The sequence below is a fragment of the Hahella sp. CR1 genome (assembly GCF_029813005.1).
Taxonomy (GTDB): Bacteria; Pseudomonadota; Gammaproteobacteria; order Pseudomonadales; family Oleiphilaceae; genus Hahella.
The window spans coordinates 271,984-292,318 of sequence record NZ_JAPELK010000001.1; the positions used below are offsets into that span (position 1 = coordinate 271,984).

The window sequence follows — 20,335 nt, forward strand, 5'->3', positions numbered from 1 at the left end:
AGGCGGCGTCATGCCGCTGACGCAATAAGTTGTACGGTATTTAAGATGGATAAAGTAGTAATAGACGGACGCATGGGCGAAGGTGGAGGACAGATTCTGAGATCCTCCCTGACCCTGGCCATGCTGTACGGCAAAGAAATAGAAATTAACCATATTCGCGGCAAGCGCCCCAAACCAGGCCTGATGCGTCAGCATCTGACCTGCGTTAAGGCCGCCCAGGCGATATGCGGCGCCAAAGTAGACGGGGCGGAACTGGGCTCCTCCCGGTTGACGTTCAAACCCGGCCCGATAAAGGGCGGCGACTACAAATTCGATGTGGGTAGCGCAGGCAGCACGGCGCTGGTGTTCCAAACCGTATTACTGCCTCTGTTACAGGCGGAAGGAGCCTCTACCGTGGAATTCGGCGGCGGCACCCATAACCCGTTCGCACCGCCTCTTACGGAAATTGAACGCTCCTTCCTGCCGCTGCTGCGGGATATGGGAGCTAAAATCGAAGTGGAAACAGAGCGTTGGGGCTTTATGCCCGCTGGCGGCGGTAAATGGCGCATTCGCATACAGCCGGAAGCTTTGCAGCCGATTGAGCGGCTAGAGCGCGGCGAGCTGAACCACAGCCGCCTGACCGCCTACTGCTATAACATTCCCGGCAAGGTGGGAGAGCGGGAAGTACAGGCGTACTTATCTTTGCGCGAACACCCGGTGCATGAGTCACGGCAACGCAAGCCGGAAGCAGGCTGCGCCGGCAATCTGCTGGCGGTGGACCTGCAATTCGACGGCCATCGTATCTGTCTTTCCGAACTGGGTCAGGTGCGAAGACGGGCGGAGCTGGTGTCCAAGTTGCTCAGCCAGAAGGTGAAAACCTACCTGGACAGCAACGCGGTCTTGGATGAGCATCTGACGGATCAGATGATGCTGCCCATGCTGGTGGCCGGAGGCGGCAGGTTCTCCATTTCAGAATGGTCTCTGCACGCCCAGACCAATGCGGAAGTCATCGAACTGTTCACGTCACGCAAAATAGAATGTGACGGAGCCATCATGTGGATGGTGTGATGAAGCGACTATTCATGGAAATACTAAAGGAGAGGAGCCCCGCCTCTCCTTATTTTGATTGCAGCTTTCTATTGATAAGACCCTTCTTGATATTGCTCTCGGGAAGCCTGTTTCCATTCATCAATAAAGCCCGCTTTGGTTAGATAGCCATAAACCTGATTAAACAGTTTATACATCCAGAACTGCAGATCGTCGATGCCGTCGACTGTGCGCTCCGCATTATCGTCTTCAACCGCCAGATCGGTCATTTCCCAAAAGCAGGCCGCCACCCTTAGCGCCTCTTCAGACGTGGCGATCTCCGCCTGCGAAGACATGACCGCCACCACATAATCATCTCCCAGACTGCGCGCATAATGCAGCGCCAGAGCTTGTGCGTTCCGATTATGTTCTGAAAACTCAATCATTTAAGAGCGCCACTCACGTACGCAAAGTATTCCTGCGCAATGTCCTCATCCACCACTACTCCGTCATTGCCACCATACAAACGGTCACTACGGTCCTTTCTTGGACCAGAAATCCAATATTCGTCACCGCTTTCAATATCATAAAAATTTGATTTGTAGCCCCGCCCTTTAAGGCTTTGAAACGTTTTTCCACGATAATAGAGCGTCTTCCCACTCTTGGAAAAATAAACACGTCCAATGCGGGCTGAGCCTTCAAGACCAAGAGACTTGTCTTCGATATACATGATTCTGGATCGCGCCTCTCTCATCTCTTGCGGCGGCGTGTTGTTCTGATCCAATCTCAGCTTTTGGTATTCGATTCGCCTGTCCAACTCAGATCTCATGATCAACCCGTAAATTCCTGCTTGGCCAGCTTGAGCCACTTTTTGTGGTATGAGTGGTAATGTCTGCCGGAGACCTTCGCTTTTTCCAGAATTTTCTTGAACTGCTCCTGCGATTCTCTTTCCCTGCCCTGGGCTTTCAGGAACATCCCAAACCAATAACTGGCTTCGGGGCCAGGAAAGTAGGCTTCCAGCGCTTCAAACTCGTGCTTCGCTGCAGCAGTTTCGTTGAGTTCCATTAACGCACGGGCGTATAGAAGATGCGCTTCCGCGTTTTTGAAATCAGGATTGTGGCGGATCAGATCGTCCATCACAGAACGGACTGCGCCATAGTTGTTCAGGCCAAATTCCGCTTTCGCGAGACCGTACATGATGTGAGGGTCAGTCTGGTGAATTCCCTTCAGGGACTTTTCATACATCGCCTTGGCTTCCCCGAACATCCCTTTCTCCAACCATTCTTCCGCCAACCGCATGGAGGTCTCCACGCTGTCCGTAACGGAGTAGTTGAAGGCCGCCTGTTTGACCGCCTTGTCGGGATTAACGATAGACTGCATTTTGCGCTGCGCGTTTCTGCCGGTCCGGCTTCCCGCCAGCTCCGGCAGCATTTCCACCAGAAAATAAGCGACAGAACCTGCGAAGGGCAACATGACCACAATCCAGATCCAGGTTGTACTACGCCCCGTCTTCACTATGTGCATGACCAGAGCAACTTGAAAAATAATGGAAATTGCGAAAATAGGCATTTCTAACTTCTTACTCTATAACATCAGGTAAATAGAAGTGCTCAGTTTTGCGGCCCCGAATAAACGAGAGCTTAGACCGGCGCTTGCATCATCAAATGCAGGGGATACATGGCGTACACCAGACCGCCTGCAAACAACAGGGAAACTCCAGCCGCCATACCCAGCAGACTTTGCGCCCGCCGGTTAGTGATAGCCAGGATCAACAGCGCTACGCAGACCAATGGGGGCCACCAGGAGTTCTGCTTAAAGCCGAACGCCCATTCCGACCAAGCTGGCGCGTAACCGTAAAGGGATGTGAAAAAGTCCAAAAATTGCTGCGGCGCTTCCGTATTCATCCAATACCAGGAGACGAACGCCTGTATGAGAATGCCGGCAGCGGCCAAAAAGACGAACAAAAATGAGGTGAGTTTTTGCATAAGCCAACGCTTTGATATCTAAATCCTATAAACGCCGTTAGCAAGCAATGCGATTGACCGGCGCTCTCCCTGAATATGAGGGGCGAAAAAAATTCCGCGCATTCTAACCGATATTTAATAAAAGAGTTCGTAATTACTTCAAAATTACGGTGAGCGGTCTGTGACGTCGTTCATTAAAAGTGAAAAAGCATGGGCATGCTTAGAGAGACGTTGCAAACGAAGAGGAAAAGCGAAAGACGGGATCTAAGTACTATAAGTATTAAAGTGAAGGCGAGGACATATAGATTAGCGCCGCAACCAGATCGGCTGCGGCGCGGTGGTCTATATCTTCGTCAATTCAGGTATCGGAAGAGGCGTTTCCGCCCTTTCACGGGCAGGACGCTTACGTTCGATAGTGGACTCTGGGTTCACCATTGGCTGCAGGCCTTTTCCGCTGATTCGCTCCATTCCGATATCTCTCAGCAAGTGGTCGCTCATACCATACAAGCCTTCGATACGTGGAGTTCCAACAAAAATACGACGTGCTGCAGTGTTAATGCGAACGAAAAACTTTTTCATCGTGTATTCCTCGGTTATCGCCGGGAACACATCGGGAAGGAAGGGTATCTATGGGTACTTCAGGCGCATATCCAACCAGCCGCGATGAGTTCCGCGGCTGATAGATAGTATTTAGTGGTTCGTCAGCACACGGAAAGCTAAGGAGACAGAGCAACCTTGAGTAGATCGCAGATCCTTGGCTCTTTTTTGATGAGTTGATTGAGTCATCATGTGGCTCCTCCCTTGCATTTCTTGCGTGTACTGAGCGGCTATCAGACTCCATTTAGTTCCGCCATGTCAACCACTTATATGTGTAGTCTCGGTTTTCGCATACTGGATCTCACAAACTACCAATCCCACTCCGCATTGCCGGGCCAAGGTTGAATCAAGGCGCGCCATGGGGGACACTGCTGCCTCCCGGCAGGAAAAAGCGGGCGCATCAAACGAATAAGATCCTCATGCCGCTTCCCTGATTGAATTACCGACCTGACCGACAGGAGACATATCGTGAACCGCAAGAGCAGACTTGGACGACTTGCCGCCGCCCTCGTACTGGGCCTGTCCATCGCCACTCACGTCGCGGCCAAAGACAAGATTGTCGTCGCTTCTAAAATCGACACGGAAGGCTCCGTGCTCGGCAACATGATTTTGCTTCGGCTGGAAAAAGCCGGCTATGAAGTAGAAGATCGCATCCAACTTGGCGCCACCAAAATCGTCCGCACCGCGCTGATCAACGGCCAGATAGACGTTTACCCTGAATACACGGGCAATGCGGCGTTTTTCTTCGACATGGCGGACAGCCCTGTCTGGAAAGACCCGGCCAAAGCCTACGCCACAGCAAAAGAAAAAGATCTCGCCGCCAATAATCTAGTCTGGCTGCATCCCGCTAACGCAAACAACACCTGGGCGATCAGCGTACGCGGCGATTTGGCGCGAGAGCAAAAACTGGCGACCCTGGATGACCTTTCCCGTTTTCTGAAAGATGGCGGAGAAATAAAGCTCGCCGCCAGCGCCGAGTTTGTGGAGTCGGATTTCGCCCTGCCCGCCTTTCAGAAAGCCTATGGGTTTGAGCTGACCGCCGATCAGCTGCTGGTATTGTCCGGCGGCAACACCGCTGCGACCATTCGCGCCGCCGCCCTACGCACTAATGGCGTCAATGCGGCGATGGCGTATGGCACCGACGGCGGCCTGAGCGCACTGGATATGGTGGTGCTGCAGGACCCGCGCAACGTGCAGCCGGTCTATGAGCCGGCAGCGGTAGTGCGCGGCGAGATACTGAAAGCGAATCCAGACATAGGTCCGATGATCGACGCTATATTCGAAAAGCTCGACTTGACCACGCTGCAACGTCTCAACGCAGATGTCGCCGTTAATGGTCTCGACCCCAAAGAAGTGGCCCGGGAGTTCTTAAAATCCGCCGGACTGCTCTAACCCATATATTGCCGGCGGGAGACCGCAGCGCGCTGCAAGGCGCAAATCGCGTGACGCTTTCCATGTCCGTCCTGGCCATCGCGGCGCTGCTGTTTCTGAATTTTGCGTCCTTTCAACCGAACCGCATACTGCCTGGGGAGGGCGTTGCCTTGCTGGACGCTCTTTCCCTTCGGTGGAGCCTGCCGGTTTTCGCCGGCGCGCTCGCTATCGCTTTGTTATCCTGGCGCCCGAACCGCCATGCCTATCTTGCCATATTGCTGACGGCGACCACCCTGGTCGCCTTCTTGCCTGTGATGGCGGGCGTATTTGGGCTAGAGCGAGCAAGTGAAGGGCTGCAACATGGCCGTGCGGCGCTGGGTAGCGGCTTTTGGCTGGCGGGCTTCTTCATGGCGCTGATCATGATTGAAGCCTGCCACAAGCTACAGGCCGGAGTCTGGCTGAAACTCGCCGGCGTCATCGCCGTCGTCGCGGGCATCGCAATCGCCTACTCCTTTGGCGTACTGGAGAAGTTATCCCTGGCGCAAGAGTTTCATGTCAGGCAACGCCAGTTTGTGACGGAGATGGGCGCGCATTTCAACCTCGTTTTCTGGTCAATGCTGCCCAGCGCGGTGATGGGCATGGCGCTCGCTATCTGGGCGACGCGCTCGGAAAAGGCCCGACGGGGGCTGTTTGGGGTGCTTAGCGTGGTGCAGACGATTCCCAGCCTGGCGCTTTTTGGCCTACTGATCGCACCTCTGAGTTACCTCGCCAACGAGTATGAGTGGCTGCGCGCTATCGGCGTTCAGGGGATCGGCTTCACCCCCGCGTTGATCGCCCTGATTGGCTACAGTTTACTGCCCATGACACGTAACGCTTACGTCGCTCTCACCGGTACTCCTGAACCGGTTCTGGAGGCCGCTCGCGGCATGGGAATGAGTGAAAGCCAGGTATTCCTGCAGGTGCGCCTGCCATTGGCGGCTCCCGTGATTCTGGAAGGACTGCGCATCATGACCGTGCAAACCATCGGCCTAACCGCCGTCGCCGCGCTAATCGGCGCCGGAGGTATGGGAACCTTCATCTTTCAGGGCCTGGGTCAGGCGGCGATGGATCTGGTGCTTTTGGGCGCCATTCCCACAATCCTGTTCGCCCTCGCCGCAGACGCCCTGTTCGCATTCTTGACCGCCACAATCCGAGGCGCCCCATGATCCGACTGGACAACGTTTCCATGAAATACGGCGAGCAATACGCCGTACGCAACCTCTCTTTGGACATCGCCAGCGGCGACTTTTGTGTGCTGGTAGGCACCTCCGGCTGCGGCAAATCCACCACGTTAAAAATGATCAACCGACTGGTGGAGCACAGTGAAGGGCGCATTCTGATCAATAATCAGGAAATCGCCAGCTTTGAGATCAACGCGCTGCGTCGGCGGATTGGCTACGCCATTCAAAACATCGGTTTGTTTCCTCACTGGAGCGTGGCGAAAAATATCGCGGTGGTTCCTCGTCTGCTCAAATGGGATGCGCAACGCATACACAATCGGGTCAATGAGTTACTGGAGCTGTTCGCGCTCGATCCCGCCATTTTTGCGGACAAAATGCCCCATGAATTATCTGGTGGACAGGCCCAACGCGTTGGTGTGGCGCGTGCGCTGGCGGCGGACCCGGATATTTTGCTCATGGACGAACCCTTTGGGGCTCTCGACCCCATCACCCGGGAAAGCCTGCAGGAAGAGATGCTGCGGATTCAGTCGCAGATCAAGAAAACCATCGTATTCGTCACTCATGATATAGAAGAAGCATTGAAGCTCGCCACTCGCATGGTGGTGATGGACGCCGGTCAGATCATCCAATACGACACGCCGGAAAACATTCTGCACCGCCCCGCGAATCACTTTGTCGAGAATATTATCGGCAGCCAGGACCGCGGCCTGAAAGCGGCGTCTTGCAAGCAGGTGCGCGACATCATGCGCCCCGATCCACCGCGAGTACAGGGCGCCGCGCCGCCATGCCAGGGCGCAGGAAGACTGTGGGCGGTTGATGGCGCGAATGCGCCGGTGCGGTTACTGCAGGCAGCTGTGGACGGCGACGCCAGCTATCGTTGGCGGGAAATCGAGGTCACACCAGACATGGGCCTGCAGGTGGAAGACAGCGTCAAGTTGGCGATCTCCAAAATGCTCTGGCGCAAAGTCGCTGCATTGCCAGTTTTATCTTCTGATGGAACCTTGCTGGCGGAAGTGCGCATGGCGGATTTGGTAGGAGGCTGCGCCTGATGCGGCGAGCCTCTATTCGCCGCGCGCCCTGGAGGGCATTGACGCCCGCGCTGCTGTTAATTCTATGCGCCAGCTTGTTTCCCCATATGGAAACGCTCTTTCGCTGGCTGCAGCCTGATGCATCACAAGTGGTGTATGACCGCGACAGCTTTTGGCGCCTGTTACTGAGCCACGCGGGTCTGGTGCTGCTGTCCGGGTTTATCGCCACGGCGGTTGGCGTGGTTTCCGGCATATTGGTGACCCGGGAATCCGGACGGGATTTCCTTCCTCTGGTGAATAACGTCGCTTCCATTGGTCAAACGTTTCCTCCCGTCGCCGTGCTCGCGCTGGCGGTTCCCATGACTGGCTTTGGCGGCGCGCCCACCGTAGTCGCACTAACGCTTTACGGTTTGCTGCCCGTGGTGCGTAACACAATTGCTGGTTTGGAAGGCGTCTCCGGCGCAGTGCTGGAGGCGGCGCGCGGTATGGGAATGTCGCCGTCGCAGGTGTTATGGAAGGTGGAGCTGCCTCTCGCCTTCAAAGTGATCATGGCGGGCGTACGCACTTCTGTGACCATTAACATCGCCACCGCCGCCATCGGCTCCACCATCGGAGCCAAAACCCTCGGCGATCCTATCGTGGCGGGTTTGATCAACGGCAATACCGCCTATGTATTACAAGGAGCCATCCTGGTGGCTTTGCTTGCTGTGGCGGCGGACGCTATTTTCGAACGCATAGAAAACGCATCCGCCTGACAGGCTCAGGCGTTGCGGACAATTTCCATGAAGTCCTCGCCGTAGCGCTCCAGCTTGCTCTTGCCGACGCCGTTGAGAGCCAAAAACTCCATCTCGTTCTGAGGACGATGACGCAAGATTTCCATCAGTGTAGCGTCATGGAAAATCATGTAAGGCGCCACGCCCTGTTCCTCCGCCAACTCCTTACGGCGGATACGCAACGCATCCCATAATGGCTGATCTTCTTCACGCAGGGATTCGCCACTGCGTCGCGGCGCTTTCGACACCACTTCTTTTACGTCGCGCCGCAACCGCACTTCCTGTTCGCCGCGCAAAATGGGTCGGCAGGATTCCGTCAACTTCAAAGCCCCGAAGCCATCCAGATCCACATTCAACAGTCCCCGCGCGGTTAGCTGGCGCAATACCGAACGCCATTGCGCCGCATCCATATCCTCGCCGACGCCAAAAGTGGGCAGGCTCTCATGACCAAACTGCTTCACCTTGTCGGTCAGTTCGCCTCGCACGACATCAATAAGATGATTGACGCCAAAGCGCTGCCCCGTGCGATAAATACAGGACAAAGCCTTCTGCGCCGCTACCGTCGCATCCCAGGTTTCCGCCGGGTTCAAACAGGCGTCGCAATTACCGCATTGCTCAGGCGCGGTCTCACCGAAATAGCGCAACAGCGCGCGACGGCGACAACTGACGATTTCACACAGTCCCAGCATGGCGTCGAGTTTCTGTCTCTCCGCCCGTTTGAATTGCTCCGCGCCCGGAGAGCCTTCCATCATCTGCCGCAGTTTAATCACATCCTGCAGCCCGTAGGCCATCCAGGCGGTGGAAGGCAGTCCGTCACGGCCCGCGCGGCCGGTTTCCTGATAATAGGATTCAATGCTTTTGGGAAGATCCAGGTGAGCGACAAAACGCACATCCGGCTTATCAATCCCCATCCCGAAAGCGATGGTGGCCACGACGATAACGCCGTCTTCCCTTAAAAAACGCTGCTGATGCTCCTGTCGCACATCCGCCAGCAATCCAGCGTGATACGGCAACGCATTGAAGCCTTCCTTGCACAGCCATTCCGCCACTTGCTCAACTTTATTACGGGATAAACAGTAAACAATGCCTGCGTCGGTGGCGTGCTCAGCGCGTAAAAAGCGCAATAACTGCTGCCGCGCGTTTTGTTTCTGGGTAATGCGATATTGGATATTGGGGCGATCGAAACCGCTGATGAAATGCTGCGCCTCCGTCAGCCCCAGGCGTTCGGCGATTTCCTTTCTGGTGCGCTCGTCGGCGGTGGCTGTCAGCGCCACCCTGGGCACGTGAGGGAATCGTTCCTGCAGTAGATTCAGTTGTAAATAATCCGCGCGAAAATCGTGGCCCCATTGCGACACACAGTGGGCTTCATCAATGGCGAACAGGGAGATAGGCGTGCGTTGCAGCAGCTCCAGCGTACGCTCCTGAGTCAAACGCTCTGGCGCGATATAGAGCATGTCCAGCTCCTGATCCAGCAGCGCGCGCTCCATATCCCGCAACTCCGCCAGACTGAGGCTGGAATTCAGAAAACCCGCGTTAACGCCGACCTGTCTCAGAGCGTCCACCTGGTCCTGCATCAATGCGATCAAAGGAGAAATCACCACTCCTACGCCATTACGCAAGATAGCGGGAATTTGATAGCAAAGTGATTTACCGCCGCCGGTAGGCATCAAAACCAGGGCGTCCCGGCCAGCCATCAGTTCCCCGATGACGACTTCCTGCGGGCCGCGAAATGCGTCGTACCCGAATAAGGTCTGCAAAGCCTGCAGTGGCGATTGAAGAGAAGATGATATGCGTTTCATAGCCGCGCATTATACAGGTTGCAGTCAGGGCTCACAGTAGAGATAACCCTGGCGGATGACCGTCAGGGTCTACGCGACGGATTGTCTCCGAAACTCATCCATTGAGCGTGGTCATAAAGACGGAACGATAAAAGACAAAAGTTCGGAAAGATGAGTCGACAAAGACTCACTCGCCCCACAGCCAAAGCTGATTGGCGCCGCCGTGAAACATCCACTGACCAACCATAGCACCATCCTCCGAGCCATATGCGTCGACGACAATCGCCGCGTCCGACGTCGTTTTGAGAGCGCCGTCAGCGAAATCAAATGTCTGATTCGCGGACGTAGAACAAGTCTCCACGAATAAGGTCGCGCCGTTGTAGTTCTCGCTATGGTGGCTTAGACAGTCTCCCGCCGCGTTGTACAACGTTCGAGCCACACTATCGTAGAACCAGAGCTGTTGTGATGCGTTTCCACATGCCTGCAACTCAGGGGATGCACTCCCTGCTTGCACACCCAGACACAGTCCGCTACGCGCACTTTTTAACGGACGGAAATGGGAAGCGGCGACGCCGTTGACGCGTTCTTCCTGCCCCCACTGAGCGAACTGTTTCTCCGTGTTTTCTTTCAGGCTTTTCAGCTGGGCGTAATCAAGCCAATTGAAGATATCTTTCTCATAGGTGACAAACAGGGAGTCACTGCGCTTGTTGCGCATACGGCCATCTTCAAAAATCCACTCCTGGTTGTCGCCGCCATGACATCCCCAAAGCGCCAGATTGACGCCTGGCGTGACGCCAAGACCATCCATACATAACTTGGCGTTGGCTTTGGGATGCACTGCGCCATTAGTGTCCCACCACCATTTCTGCTTATCGCCCCCATTGCAGGCAACCGGACGAATCATCGCGAGATGACCGACATAATCAGGTTGCAAACAACGGCCGGCGATTTTCAATTCGCGCCAGCGGGGGCGTGCGTTGGCTTCCGCCACCGTGTAACCGCCATCGGAATCATCTTCGTTAGCGGCGAGACCTTTCAGCAAGTCCACCAGTTCTCCAGACAGGTTATCGCGCAGGATGTCGTCTCCGCTGACCAGCTTGCCTTGCATGGCGTCGCCAATGACGCCAATCACTCGGCCTGCGCCCGGCGGCGCCAGACCGTCATACTCCGAGGAAGCGATCAAGCCTTCATAGCCGATCAGGTTGGATTCGTGAATCTTGAACAACGTCTTATCGAACACTTCCACCCGGAAGGAAGCCCCGGCCTGAGCGCCCGCCCACAACTCATAGTTGGATTTGGCGGGATTGACGGCGTCCACATCGGCATTCATGCGGGAAAAGACGTAAATATTGGCGCCAGGACCAGCGACACCGTAGAACATGAACTCCATTTCTGGACCGGCGTACACGCGCGCATTGGCGGAGCCATCGCCCTGAGGCAAAGGCATATCGAATTTCTGTTGGCTTTCGTTGACGGTGGACCAGCGATTATCCGCGTACAATAAGCCCACCTGAGCGCTTAACTCGTGGCTGGCGCTGATGTCCACATTGACGTCGACTTTGCCGTCCACACCCATGACCAGCACGATTTCCGGCACGATCACCACCGGTATTGGCCCAATCTGGAAATTGATCGGGTCCACATCAAAACGCGCCAATTCAGTCTTCTGATTGATGCTGGCCAGCTCGACATCAGATTTCAACGCCAAAGCGCTGCCGATTTTGCTGTCCACGACGAACTCCGCACGCGTCGCTTGGAAGTGCTCAATTTCCAGATCAAAAATGAAGTTGCTGCTGAAACCCACACACCCGGTGACGGTGACATAAGGCGCCGCCTCAGTGGCCTCGAAAGCGACGCGGAAATCTTTGTCCGCACAGGCGTCAGGCAGGTCCGCCGATTCTCCAGGAGCATATACGGTGATGCCCCGCGCGGATAAATCCAGTCCCTTGGCGGCCAATCGCGGCCTTGGGGACGCGCTGGGATTCAAGGCGCCGCTCAGTGAAACGTCAGCCTCTTCCACGACATCAGTCAGCTGCGCGTCTTCCACCGACAAGACCGTGGAGCCATCTACTTCAGACTTACTCTTGACCCGCTTTAGAAAACCATAAGGCGCATTGTCCGAAGCGCCGGACACAATCACCGAACCGGGCTTCACGTCCGCAACAGCCTTCTCCGACTCAAACACCATCTCAGAGGAGCCCACCGTTTCTGGTCGCAACGCGCCAGCGTCTTCGATCACCTTGGCGTCCTGCGACACCTTAGGTCCGTCGCTACAGGCGGCGAGCAGGGTTGTAAGCAGAGTTAGCGTAAGCGTCCTTCTGAGCGTGGTCATCGCGGTCATCCCGGAATTAAGTATTTGGCAAGTATGAAAAAACCTTAATTTTAGGTGAAGAAACAACCTCGCGAAACGACAATAGGGCCTAGTCTCTTAAGCCTCGGGCTAACAAATACGGCCTGTTTCCGGGTGCCAACGCTGTCCCCCGCGTCATCATTCCTTAACATAACTCCGTCTTAATGCTCCCCGGTTGGCCTGTCGTGACGAGTTATCCATAACGGACCATTTTCAGACTGAATCGCTGAAAAATTGATCTGGATAAAAAAGATGCTATTTATATGTTGCGACAATGGCCGCCCTTGAATTTCCTACAAGCGACGCTAATTAATCCGCCGCTTGCGCTTTGCGGAAGCAACGAATGCTAAAACTCCAGTTGGAGTTATTTTCCGGGTCGCTCCAAGCGGCCCTTTTTTTGTTTAAAAGGCTGTTTTTAGGGCTGAAAATCGGGCTCTAATTTTTAGTTTTTTTGTTTAAAATCATATAATTAATAGACACATCAAACTTTTTTAATAAAAACCTGAATAAAATGCATACAACCTTAAAGATTACTGCTAGACTGCTTTCTGTTGGCTTAATCAGCTAATGGCGACTCCGCGAATTTGTGCGTTTGCTTGCGGTGTCACTTTATTTGTGGAAAACGCATAAATCACACGAGATCGATATGAATATTTACGTTGGAAATCTGGCCTACGGCGTCACTGAAGAAGAATTGAGAGAAGCTTTTTCCTCTTTTGGAGAAGTTACCAGCGCTAACCTGATCATTGACCGTAATACCGGCCAGTCCAAAGGTTTCGCGTTTGTCGAGATGTCGAACAACTCTGAAGCGGACGCCGCTATCAAGGGTCTGAACGACACAGCGTTGAAAGGCCGCAATATCAAAGTAAACCAAGCTAAGCCACGTGAAGAGCGTCCAGCTCGCAGACCACGTTACTAAGCAGTTTACTGCGGTCTGCGCAGTTTCGGCAGACTGACAAGGCGGGCGCTTCGGCGCCCGTTTTGTTTTTAGGCTTTTGAATTCCCCTCCCCACTTTTCTCTCTTTCTAATCTCCCCGACGCTTAGCTTAACGCTCTCAACTCTGCTCTCTCTTAAAGCCCGTTAGCGCCTATCTATCAATACGCCCCTTTCGATAGCAATTAGTAATTGAATTGATATTTTTTTATAAATTTATTCAATCGCCCATCTCTGCGACACTGCTCCTCGTCTTAAAGATTAAGCACTTAGCTACCAGCTCAAGTGAATGAAAAACGAAATATAGAGGATCAATAAATGTTACAGAGTAGAGAAGGACAAACCGTACCCAGCGTTACTTTCAATCTGCGTGAAGGAGAAAAATGGGTTCAGGTGACCACCGACGATCTGTTCAAAGGCAAAAACGTTATCGTATTCGCACTGCCGGGCGCCTTCACCCCCACTTGCTCAAGCACGCATTTGCCGCGCTACAACGAGCTGGCGCCCGTGTTCAAACAAAACGGCATCGACGCGATTATCTGTCTGTCCGTTAACGATACTTTCGTCATGAACTCCTGGAAGGCGGACCAGAAAGCAGAAAATATTTACTTCCTCGCGGACGGCAACGGTGAGTTTTCCGAAGGCATGGGCATGCTAGTGGAAAAAAGCGAACTGGGCTTCGGCAAACGCTCCTGGCGTTACAGCATGCTGGTGCGGGATGGCGTGATTGAGAAAATGTTCATCGAACCTGAACTACCGGGCGACCCTTTCAAGGTGAGCGACGGAGACACCATGCTCAACTACATTAATAAAGAAGCCGTGCTGCCCAGCCGGGTCACCGTATTCAGCAAGCCAGGGTGTCCACACTGCGCCCGCGCCCACCAGCTGTTGAACGATCGCGGCATCAGCTTTGAGAACATCGTTCTGGGCGCAAACGGTCTTAGCTACAGCACACTGCAGGCTGTGACGGGCCAAGGCACCACGCCGCAGATTTACATTGACGGACAGCGCATCGGCGGCGCTGATGATCTGGAAGCCCACTTCGGCGTGTAACGCACGCAAGCCAACGTCGGTCCGGCGTATAACCAGACCGGACCGACTGACCAGGAATACAGCAAGCAGGGGAGATAACCCAGTGCAAACACGCAAAGTGGACGTAGCAATTATTGGAGCCGGCACTGCAGGCTTGGGCGCATACCGCGCCGCGCGCGAGCACACGCAAAATGTGCTATTGATTGAAAGCGGACCCTACGGCACCACTTGCGCCCGCGTCGGATGCATGCCCAGCAAGCTGTTAATCGCCGCAGCGGAAGCCGCCCATCACCATCGTCATTCTGATCTGTTCGGCGTTGCTTCCAACAACCCTCATATCGACGGCCGCAAGGTCATGGAGCGAGTGCGCAATGAGCGAGACCGTTTCGCCGGATTCGTCGTCGATTCCGTGGAAGGATTTCCCGCCGAACATAAGGTACGCGGTAAAGCTAAATTTATTTCACCACATCGATTACAGGTGGATGACGACCTTATCGTTGAAGCGCAGCGCATCGTCATCGCCACTGGGTCACGCCCCAATGTGCCGCCCTTTTTGAAAAACGCAGGCGACCGCCTGATTATCAATGACGACCTGTTTGAATGGCGCGATCTGCCCTCCAGCGTTGCGGTGTTTGGCCCCGGCGTCATTGGTCTCGAATTGGGTCAGGCCTTGAGTCGCCTCGGCGTGCGAGTACGCATGTTTGGCGTCGGCGGCGCCATTGGACCGATTCAGGACCCGGAGATTCGCGACTACGCGGAGAAAGTCTTTAACCGTGAGTTTCCTCTGGACCCCGACGCCAAAGTCAGCAGCGTGAAGCGCACCGACCAGGGCGTGGCGATCACCTTCCTGGATAAGGAACAGGGAGAGATCACGGAAATGTTCGAATATGTGCTCGCCGCGACCGGACGCCGTCCCAACGTCGACAATCTGGACATTGAAAAGGCGGAGTTGCAAATGGACGCCAGAGGCATGCCGGTGTTTGATCGTTACACCATGCAATGCGGCGACAGCGCCATCTTCATCGCCGGCGACGCCAACAATGATCTGCCTCTATTGCATGAGGCCGCTGATGAAGGCCGCATCGCCGGAGACAACGCCGGCCGCTATCCTGATATTCGCGCTGGCAAACGACGGACGCCCATTGGCGTGGTGTTCAGCGATCCACAGATCGCGTCTTTGGGGCTGAATATCAATCAGGTGAAAGAACGCTGCCGCAGTTGCTATGCTGAAGGTGTAGTGTCTTTCGAAGATCAAGGACGCAGTCGGGTGATGGGTAAAAACCTCGGCCTGCTGAAAGTGTACGGCGAACAAGGCACGGGCCTGTTTCTGGGGGCGGAAATGTTTGGTCCCGCGGCGGAGCATATCGCTCACCTGCTGAGCTGGTGCGTACAGCAGCGCCTGACGGTCAGTCAGATTCTGGAGATGCCCTTTTACCACCCGGTGATAGAAGAAGGCGTGCGCACGGCGCTACGCGATCTGAACAGCAAACTCCACTTGGGGCCTGACGTCATCGAGCGTTGTCTTGATTGCGGACCCGGCGCCTAAGCAAATCACTAACAGGAGGAAAGCTATGAACGCAGATATCAAAATCAGCGACTTTATGGACACGCAGCCCGCGTTCGTCGCCGCCGACGCCTCCATTATCGAGGCGGTGGACATCCTTCTGAAAAAAGGGATATCCGGCGCGCCGGTGGTGAATGAACACAAGCATGTGATCGGCTTTATATCCGAGAAGGACTGCATCAAGAAACTACTGCTAAGCAGCTACCATTGCGACGCCCCCGCCACAGTGGGCGAGGTCATGCACAAGGCCACCGTGACGGTGGACCCCGAGGCGAGCATCGTCGACCTGGCCAACTACATGGACGACCATCGTCCCAAAGTCTATCCGGTGGTGGACGATGGCAAGCTGGTCGGGGTCATCAGCCGCACTCACGTACTGATGGCGCTCAAGCAAAAGCAGTTACAGTGCAGTCAACACTCCTGACGCATCCCTGCGTCATCGCTCAACCCGACGCTGGCGCAAGGCCATGGGCTTCCATGGCTTTGCGGTGCGCATCGACGAATTCTTTCGGCATTCGCGTCGGCTTGCCGCTCTTCATATCGATACAGGCGTAATAACTGTTGGCGCGGACAATGGTTTTGCCGTCCGCAGGGCGAAATATCTGAAAGTGACGGCTGGACTGTATGCGTCCGTCGCACGCCGTAATCCAGGTGCCGATATACAACTCATCGTCGGCATGAGAAGCGGCAAGGTAATCCACTTCCGTACGGGTGATCGCCATGGCTTTACCCAATTTCTCATGGGCGGCCCAACTCATCCCGAGCGGGTCGATATGGCGCCAGCTGACTTCCTCCATCCAATTGAGGTAAGTCGTGTTGTTGGTGTGTCCCAGCCGGTCTGTGTGCGGCTCAAGGACTTTGATGGGCATGATGAAGGGGTTAAGCATGTCCCAACTGATTGCATCGACATAGGTCATTTCACGTTTTTTCCGTTTCTTGTTGGTTTACAGGCTGTCGCCGCCGGCTATGGGGAACCGGTAGCAGCCCTTTTAGATTAACGCAAACCGGATTTATGTGAACTCATCCAACAAGATTACGTTTTTCAGATTTTTGAAGCAAAAACACAACGGAAATAGGGACTTGCCGCTGTCTACACTGCATAGTGACTCAGGATCTTTTGCAATCCTGGGATGACATCAACCCGAGTTTATTTGCAGGAACGCTCCCGGCGGCTAAGGGAGTCCGGGACAGTAAAGAACTCAACTGCGGGCGCTGAGCCGCCCGATACAAGGAGCGGGCAATGTTATACACCAACGAAATGTTTAATATTCTGAAGACCCTGCGTCGCCGTTTCAAAGAAGAGAACCTGGGAACCCTGCGTCTCACTGATCCCGATGTTCTGCAGAACGTCGTCGAATTCGCCAAACTCTCCGATGTCAGCACGACCAAGGATATGGCGCACACTTTGTTGAAAATGACGGGTACCCCTGTCAGCCGGGTGGAGCTGGAAGGCCGCGACAATCACCCCGCCGCGCACCTGCCTGCGAATTTTCACGGTGAATCCATTCGCGGCCGCATAGAGGCCAGTCAGGAAGCTCATTTGAAAGTCCTGCCGGGGCGCGCCACCGCGTGAGCCTTATCTCCGTCCGCCGGGTGACAATAGGAATTGTCCCTTCAGCGCATGCTTGCAGCTGGCCCGGCAGAGCGAAATCCCATCCGTTCCCACTCCTCGTCGCTCCCAACCGCCTGATCCTGATATCAGCCCTTGTCGCCCAAGGTCGCGATAAAAGACTCCGCTTCGGCGATGGATTTCTCCATATCTGCAACCAGTCTGGACACATTGCTCTCGACTGAGCGCAGCTCCCCTTTCAAGCCATCGATCGCAGACGCGTTAAGATTGTGCTTGAGATACAACACCTGATCACGCAGTGCGTTAAGCACCGGCTGCATGCGGTTTTCCGCCGCCCGCATGGCGGTGATGAGGCGCTGATATTTCTTCTTGGTGGCGGCCAGTTTGGCGGCGCTGTCCTGTTTCAGCTTGGGACTGGTGTAAAGCTCCAGCTCCTCTTCCCATTCCTCGAACAAGGCTTCGGATACGTCCTCCACGGCATCGATGCGTTTGCTCACCTCTTCCGCCGCGTCTTCGCTGTCTTCAAACGCCGCGCTGAGCTGATCATATTGCTTCTGCAACGTGGAATCTTTTTTGCCGAACATGCTTTGGAAACGATCCAGCGCCGACTTGAACTCCCCTTTGGCCTCCTCCTGAGCGTCACGGGCCGCGCCGACGCGATCCACCATAATGTCGCGCTTATGCACGCCCACTTTTTCCATGGCGCTGTAATAGGCGCTCTGACACGCGGACAGTCCCAGCAATAGACAGATCAGCAGTGGTAGACGGAGTAACAGAGAAGACATGGCAAGTTCCTTATCCTGATTTCATAACAGTGCGCCCGGGGATTGTAGGCGCTGACTACTAGAGCTGCAAATCAGCCGCCGACCGCGGAAGCCCGCGCTCTGCGCGCCTAAACTATTTATACCCACCCTGACGGGGAAAACGATATTATGTCGCTTCGGAGTAAAGCCCGCGCGTTAACGCGCGACACAAAGAAGATCGGCCACGCATTTATAACCATAACCAGGCCGGCGACAGTTTCTGCAACAACCTCAACCATACATAATGGAGATAATCCGTGAAAATTCGTCATTTACTTTCCGTATCCTTGCTTGGCCTCAGCAGCGTTGCAATGGCCGCAGGCCTTCCCAAAACCGCCAACCCTGAAAACGCCAAAGCCTATATCATCTCGCCAACCGACGGCGAAACTGTGTCCAGCAAATTCGTGGTGCGCTTCGGTCTGGAAGGCATGGGCGTGGCGCCGGCTGGCGTTGAACGCGAAAATACCGGACATCATCACCTGCTCATCGACGGCGAAAAGATGCCGGACATGAACATGCCCCTGGGCGCGGACGTCAAACACTTTGGCGGCGGCCAGACTGAAACCACACTGGAACTGCCGCCTGGACAGCACACCCTGCAATTGATCCTGGGCGATCATTTGCACCAGCCCCACGCGCATCCTGTAGTGTCTGACAAAGTCACCATCACCGTAAAGTAAGGGCGTAACCGTTATTTAGAAAACGAAGCGGTAGCCCTGCGGCTATCATCTTTTCTTAATAATGCGTCTCTATAACTGGAGACGACGCCCCTTAGAAACGAACGCCGGCCTGCCATTCGAGCTGTAAGCAGGCCCGGCGGCTCTTTGACATTGGTTGTCTTCCCGCAACGGCTCGATTCCAACCCCGCTCTCATCTGGCAAGACCAGAGTGCGACGCGCCGTTCGCATTTCGTACATGTCAAATATTGCTGCATAAAGAGGATTATCATGAATGCGTCCAAACTGCTTGGGACAGCAGCCTGCTTTTTATTGGGCGGCGCACTGGCGGCTCATCCCTTCCTGGCTTCCGCTGAATCTCATTGGCGTGACCGTCACGCCACGGAAACGGTGAGATTCGCCACGTTCAATGCTTCGTTGAACCGTTCCGCGCCGGGAGAACTCATCGCAGATCTGAACAGCGGCGACAACGCCCAGATACAGGCGGTGGCGGAGATTATTCAGCGCACCCAGCCGGACGTGCTGCTGATCAATGAATTTGACTACGACGCCGCGGGAGAAGCCGCTCGTCTATTCCAGCAGAATTACCTGTCGATCAGCCAGAATGGCGCTGCGCCGGCAATCTACCCTTACGTTTACTCTGCGCCATCCAACACCGGCGTGGCGTCCGGTTTTGACCTCAATAACGACGGCGTCGTCGGCGAGTCTGGATTCGAGCTGGCCAACGACGCTTTCGGCTTTGGCGTCTTCGAAGGCCAGTACGGCATGTTGCTGTTATCCAAATACCCCATTCAGGAGCAACGGGCACGCACGTTTCAGCATTTTCTCTGGCGGGACATGCCCAACGCCTTGCTGCCGGACAATCCCGACACAGACGCGCCTGCGGACTGGTTCAGTCCCGAGGAGCTGGAAGTGGTGCGCTTGTCTTCCAAGAGTCATTGGGACGCGCCGATCAATATTCGTGGACGTCGTATTCACGCGCTGGTCAGCCACCCCACGCCTCCTGTTTTCGATGGTCCGGAAGACCGCAACGGAACCCGCAATCATGATGAAATCCGTTTTTGGGCGGACTACATTTCCGGCCGTCGCGTCAGCCGTTACATTGTGGATGACGAAGGTCGCCGTGGCGGGCTGAGCGATAGGGAAAGCTTTGTGATCATGGGCGACCAAAACGCAGACCCGTTTGACGGCGACGCCACCCAGAATCCCATGGCGCAATTGCTGGAGCACCCACGGGTGAATGTTAAACATACGCCTCTAAGCGCGGGCTCGGCGGACGCCGCGTTCAGGCAGGGAGAGGCCAACGCCCTGCAGATCGGCAACCGCGCGCAGGACACCGGAGACTTTACCGACGCCAATCCGGGCAACCTGCGCACGGACTATGTATTGCCCTCCACCGACCTGACGATCGTCAACTCCGGCATGTTCTGGCCCAGCGCTGACGATGAGCTGTATCGCCTGGTTGGCGAAGGCGGCGCCGTCAGCTCCGATCACCGCCTGGTCTGGGTGGATATCCGTCTGCGCTGAGCAGGCGCCCTCTCCTGATTTCTCTCTGATTTTCTTCTTAAAAACGCAGTTACACTCAGTAACTGCGTTTGACATTGTTTAACCTACATTTAAATAACTAACGCGTACAATTGCCGCCAGTTTTATAACGTGACTTTCTAAC

Annotated in this window: 21 protein-coding genes; 12 read left to right on the top strand and 9 right to left on the bottom strand. The window is 54.9% G+C overall.

Features of this window, described 5'->3' with window-relative positions:
• Window positions 1-45 precede the first annotated feature (45 nt).
• A complete protein-coding gene (rtcA, locus tag ONV78_RS01225; RefSeq protein ID WP_279500412.1) occupies window positions 46-1,047 on the top strand; it encodes an RNA 3'-terminal phosphate cyclase in 1,002 nt (333 codons plus the stop codon).
• 68 nt (window positions 1,048-1,115) lie between these two features.
• Here the strand turns inward: rtcA and ONV78_RS01230 are convergent, their stop codons facing one another.
• From ONV78_RS01230 to ONV78_RS01250, 5 genes are all read right to left on the bottom strand, one after another.
• The gene (locus tag ONV78_RS01230) at window positions 1,116-1,451 is read right to left on the bottom strand and encodes a hypothetical protein (RefSeq protein ID WP_279500414.1); all 336 of its coding nucleotides are present in this window, start codon (window positions 1,449-1,451) and stop codon (window positions 1,116-1,118) included.
• Window positions 1,448-1,834, bottom strand: coding sequence for a 1-deoxy-D-xylulose-5-phosphate synthase (locus tag ONV78_RS01235; protein WP_216735372.1), 387 nt, complete (start codon window positions 1,832-1,834; stop codon window positions 1,448-1,450). Before ONV78_RS01235 ends, ONV78_RS01230 begins: the two co-directional genes overlap by 4 nt.
• A 2-nt stretch (window positions 1,835-1,836) precedes the next feature.
• The gene (locus ONV78_RS01240; protein ID WP_279500415.1) at window positions 1,837-2,574 is read right to left on the bottom strand and encodes a tetratricopeptide repeat protein; all 738 of its coding nucleotides are present in this window, start codon (window positions 2,572-2,574) and stop codon (window positions 1,837-1,839) included.
• Window positions 2,575-2,645: 71 nt separating this feature from the next.
• Window positions 2,646-2,990: a hypothetical protein gene (locus ONV78_RS01245; RefSeq protein ID WP_279500417.1), complete on the bottom strand. Its 345-nt coding sequence runs from the start codon at window positions 2,988-2,990 to the stop codon at window positions 2,646-2,648.
• A gap of 321 nt (window positions 2,991-3,311) precedes the next feature.
• On the bottom strand, window positions 3,312-3,548 hold the full coding sequence (locus ONV78_RS01250; protein WP_216735369.1) for a hypothetical protein: 237 nt from the start codon (window positions 3,546-3,548) through the stop codon (window positions 3,312-3,314).
• A 486-nt stretch (window positions 3,549-4,034) separates the two neighbouring features.
• On the opposite strand from ONV78_RS01250, the gene ONV78_RS01255 reads away from it, so the two are divergent.
• From ONV78_RS01255 to ONV78_RS01270, 4 genes are read left to right on the top strand one after another with little or no spacing between them, the layout of a single operon-like run.
• Entirely contained in the window at window positions 4,035-4,958 is a 924-nt protein-coding gene (locus tag ONV78_RS01255; RefSeq protein WP_279500420.1) for an ABC transporter substrate-binding protein, read from the top strand.
• 50 nt (window positions 4,959-5,008) lie between these two features.
• Complete coding sequence (locus tag ONV78_RS01260; protein ID WP_279500421.1) at window positions 5,009-6,142, top strand: ABC transporter permease; 1,134 nt, start codon at window positions 5,009-5,011, stop codon at window positions 6,140-6,142.
• Window positions 6,139-7,206, top strand: coding sequence for an ABC transporter ATP-binding protein (locus ONV78_RS01265; RefSeq protein WP_279500423.1), 1,068 nt, complete (start codon window positions 6,139-6,141; stop codon window positions 7,204-7,206). The genes ONV78_RS01260 and ONV78_RS01265 overlap by 4 nt, the downstream gene beginning before the upstream one ends.
• A complete protein-coding gene (locus ONV78_RS01270; RefSeq protein WP_279500425.1) occupies window positions 7,206-7,940 on the top strand; it encodes an ABC transporter permease in 735 nt (244 codons plus the stop codon). The genes ONV78_RS01265 and ONV78_RS01270 overlap by 1 nt, the downstream gene beginning before the upstream one ends.
• A gap of 5 nt (window positions 7,941-7,945) precedes the next feature.
• Here ONV78_RS01270 and recQ read toward each other — a convergent pair whose 3' ends face one another.
• Window positions 7,946-9,757: a DNA helicase RecQ gene (gene recQ / locus ONV78_RS01275; protein ID WP_279500427.1), complete on the bottom strand. Its 1,812-nt coding sequence runs from the start codon at window positions 9,755-9,757 to the stop codon at window positions 7,946-7,948.
• 166 nt (window positions 9,758-9,923) lie between these two features.
• Window positions 9,924-12,068: a ricin-type beta-trefoil lectin domain protein gene (locus ONV78_RS01280; protein ID WP_279500429.1), complete on the bottom strand. Its 2,145-nt coding sequence runs from the start codon at window positions 12,066-12,068 to the stop codon at window positions 9,924-9,926.
• Window positions 12,069-12,732: 664 nt separating this feature from the next.
• On the opposite strand from ONV78_RS01280, the gene ONV78_RS01285 reads away from it, so the two are divergent.
• The 4 genes from ONV78_RS01285 to ONV78_RS01300 all read left to right on the top strand — a co-directional run bounded on the left by ONV78_RS01285 (window position 12,733) and on the right by ONV78_RS01300 (window position 16,040).
• Complete coding sequence (locus ONV78_RS01285; RefSeq protein ID WP_011394151.1) at window positions 12,733-13,005, top strand: RNA-binding protein; 273 nt, start codon at window positions 12,733-12,735, stop codon at window positions 13,003-13,005.
• A gap of 333 nt (window positions 13,006-13,338) precedes the next feature.
• Window positions 13,339-14,073, top strand: coding sequence for a glutathione peroxidase (locus ONV78_RS01290; RefSeq protein WP_279500432.1), 735 nt, complete (start codon window positions 13,339-13,341; stop codon window positions 14,071-14,073).
• Window positions 14,074-14,155: 82 nt separating this feature from the next.
• On the top strand, window positions 14,156-15,598 hold the full coding sequence (locus ONV78_RS01295) for a dihydrolipoyl dehydrogenase (protein ID WP_279500433.1): 1,443 nt from the start codon (window positions 14,156-14,158) through the stop codon (window positions 15,596-15,598).
• Between the two features lie 25 nt (window positions 15,599-15,623).
• Window positions 15,624-16,040 (top strand): CBS domain-containing protein, encoded by a 417-nt coding sequence (locus ONV78_RS01300; RefSeq protein WP_127967898.1) that lies wholly within the window; start codon window positions 15,624-15,626, stop codon window positions 16,038-16,040.
• 19 nt (window positions 16,041-16,059) lie between these two features.
• On the opposite strand, the gene ONV78_RS01305 is transcribed toward ONV78_RS01300, so the two are convergent.
• Window positions 16,060-16,533, bottom strand: a complete 474-nt coding sequence (locus ONV78_RS01305; protein WP_279500436.1) for a thioesterase family protein — start codon at window positions 16,531-16,533, stop codon at window positions 16,060-16,062.
• A 323-nt stretch (window positions 16,534-16,856) separates the two neighbouring features.
• Here ONV78_RS01305 and ONV78_RS01310 point away from each other — a divergent pair, with 323 nt between their 5' ends.
• Window positions 16,857-17,189, top strand: a complete 333-nt coding sequence (locus tag ONV78_RS01310; RefSeq protein WP_279500438.1) for a hypothetical protein — start codon at window positions 16,857-16,859, stop codon at window positions 17,187-17,189.
• A gap of 125 nt (window positions 17,190-17,314) precedes the next feature.
• On the opposite strand, the gene ONV78_RS01315 is transcribed toward ONV78_RS01310, so the two are convergent.
• Window positions 17,315-17,971: a DUF2959 domain-containing protein gene (locus tag ONV78_RS01315; RefSeq protein ID WP_279500440.1), complete on the bottom strand. Its 657-nt coding sequence runs from the start codon at window positions 17,969-17,971 to the stop codon at window positions 17,315-17,317.
• Window positions 17,972-18,246: 275 nt separating this feature from the next.
• On the opposite strand from ONV78_RS01315, the gene ONV78_RS01320 reads away from it, so the two are divergent.
• Together ONV78_RS01320 and ONV78_RS01325 are read left to right on the top strand one after the other, a co-directional pair.
• Entirely contained in the window at window positions 18,247-18,669 is a 423-nt protein-coding gene (locus tag ONV78_RS01320; RefSeq protein WP_216735358.1) for a DUF4399 domain-containing protein, read from the top strand.
• Between the two features lie 267 nt (window positions 18,670-18,936).
• The gene (locus ONV78_RS01325) at window positions 18,937-20,193 is read left to right on the top strand and encodes an endonuclease/exonuclease/phosphatase family protein (protein ID WP_279500443.1); all 1,257 of its coding nucleotides are present in this window, start codon (window positions 18,937-18,939) and stop codon (window positions 20,191-20,193) included.
• Window positions 20,194-20,335 lie beyond the last annotated feature (142 nt).

Coding starts and splice junctions, on each gene's coding strand:
- rtcA (WP_279500412.1), top strand. CDS start 46: ATGGATAAAGTAGTAATAGACGGACGCATGGGCGAAGGTGGAGGACAG.
- ONV78_RS01230 (WP_279500414.1), bottom strand. CDS start 1,451: ATGATTGAGTTTTCAGAACATAATCGGAACGCACAAGCTCTGGCGCTG.
- ONV78_RS01235 (WP_216735372.1), bottom strand. CDS start 1,834: ATGAGATCTGAGTTGGACAGGCGAATCGAATACCAAAAGCTGAGATTG.
- ONV78_RS01240 (WP_279500415.1), bottom strand. CDS start 2,574: ATGCCTATTTTCGCAATTTCCATTATTTTTCAAGTTGCTCTGGTCATG.
- ONV78_RS01245 (WP_279500417.1), bottom strand. CDS start 2,990: ATGCAAAAACTCACCTCATTTTTGTTCGTCTTTTTGGCCGCTGCCGGC.
- ONV78_RS01250 (WP_216735369.1), bottom strand. CDS start 3,548: ATGAAAAAGTTTTTCGTTCGCATTAACACTGCAGCACGTCGTATTTTT.
- ONV78_RS01265 (WP_279500423.1), top strand. CDS start 6,139: ATGATCCGACTGGACAACGTTTCCATGAAATACGGCGAGCAATACGCC.
- ONV78_RS01270 (WP_279500425.1), top strand. CDS start 7,206: ATGCGGCGAGCCTCTATTCGCCGCGCGCCCTGGAGGGCATTGACGCCC.
- recQ (WP_279500427.1), bottom strand. CDS start 9,757: ATGAAACGCATATCATCTTCTCTTCAATCGCCACTGCAGGCTTTGCAG.
- ONV78_RS01280 (WP_279500429.1), bottom strand. CDS start 12,068: ATGACCACGCTCAGAAGGACGCTTACGCTAACTCTGCTTACAACCCTG.
- ONV78_RS01285 (WP_011394151.1), top strand. CDS start 12,733: ATGAATATTTACGTTGGAAATCTGGCCTACGGCGTCACTGAAGAAGAA.
- ONV78_RS01290 (WP_279500432.1), top strand. CDS start 13,339: ATGTTACAGAGTAGAGAAGGACAAACCGTACCCAGCGTTACTTTCAAT.
- ONV78_RS01300 (WP_127967898.1), top strand. CDS start 15,624: ATGAACGCAGATATCAAAATCAGCGACTTTATGGACACGCAGCCCGCG.
- ONV78_RS01305 (WP_279500436.1), bottom strand. CDS start 16,533: ATGACCTATGTCGATGCAATCAGTTGGGACATGCTTAACCCCTTCATC.
- ONV78_RS01310 (WP_279500438.1), top strand. CDS start 16,857: ATGTTATACACCAACGAAATGTTTAATATTCTGAAGACCCTGCGTCGC.
- ONV78_RS01315 (WP_279500440.1), bottom strand. CDS start 17,971: ATGTCTTCTCTGTTACTCCGTCTACCACTGCTGATCTGTCTATTGCTG.
- ONV78_RS01325 (WP_279500443.1), top strand. CDS start 18,937: ATGAATGCGTCCAAACTGCTTGGGACAGCAGCCTGCTTTTTATTGGGC.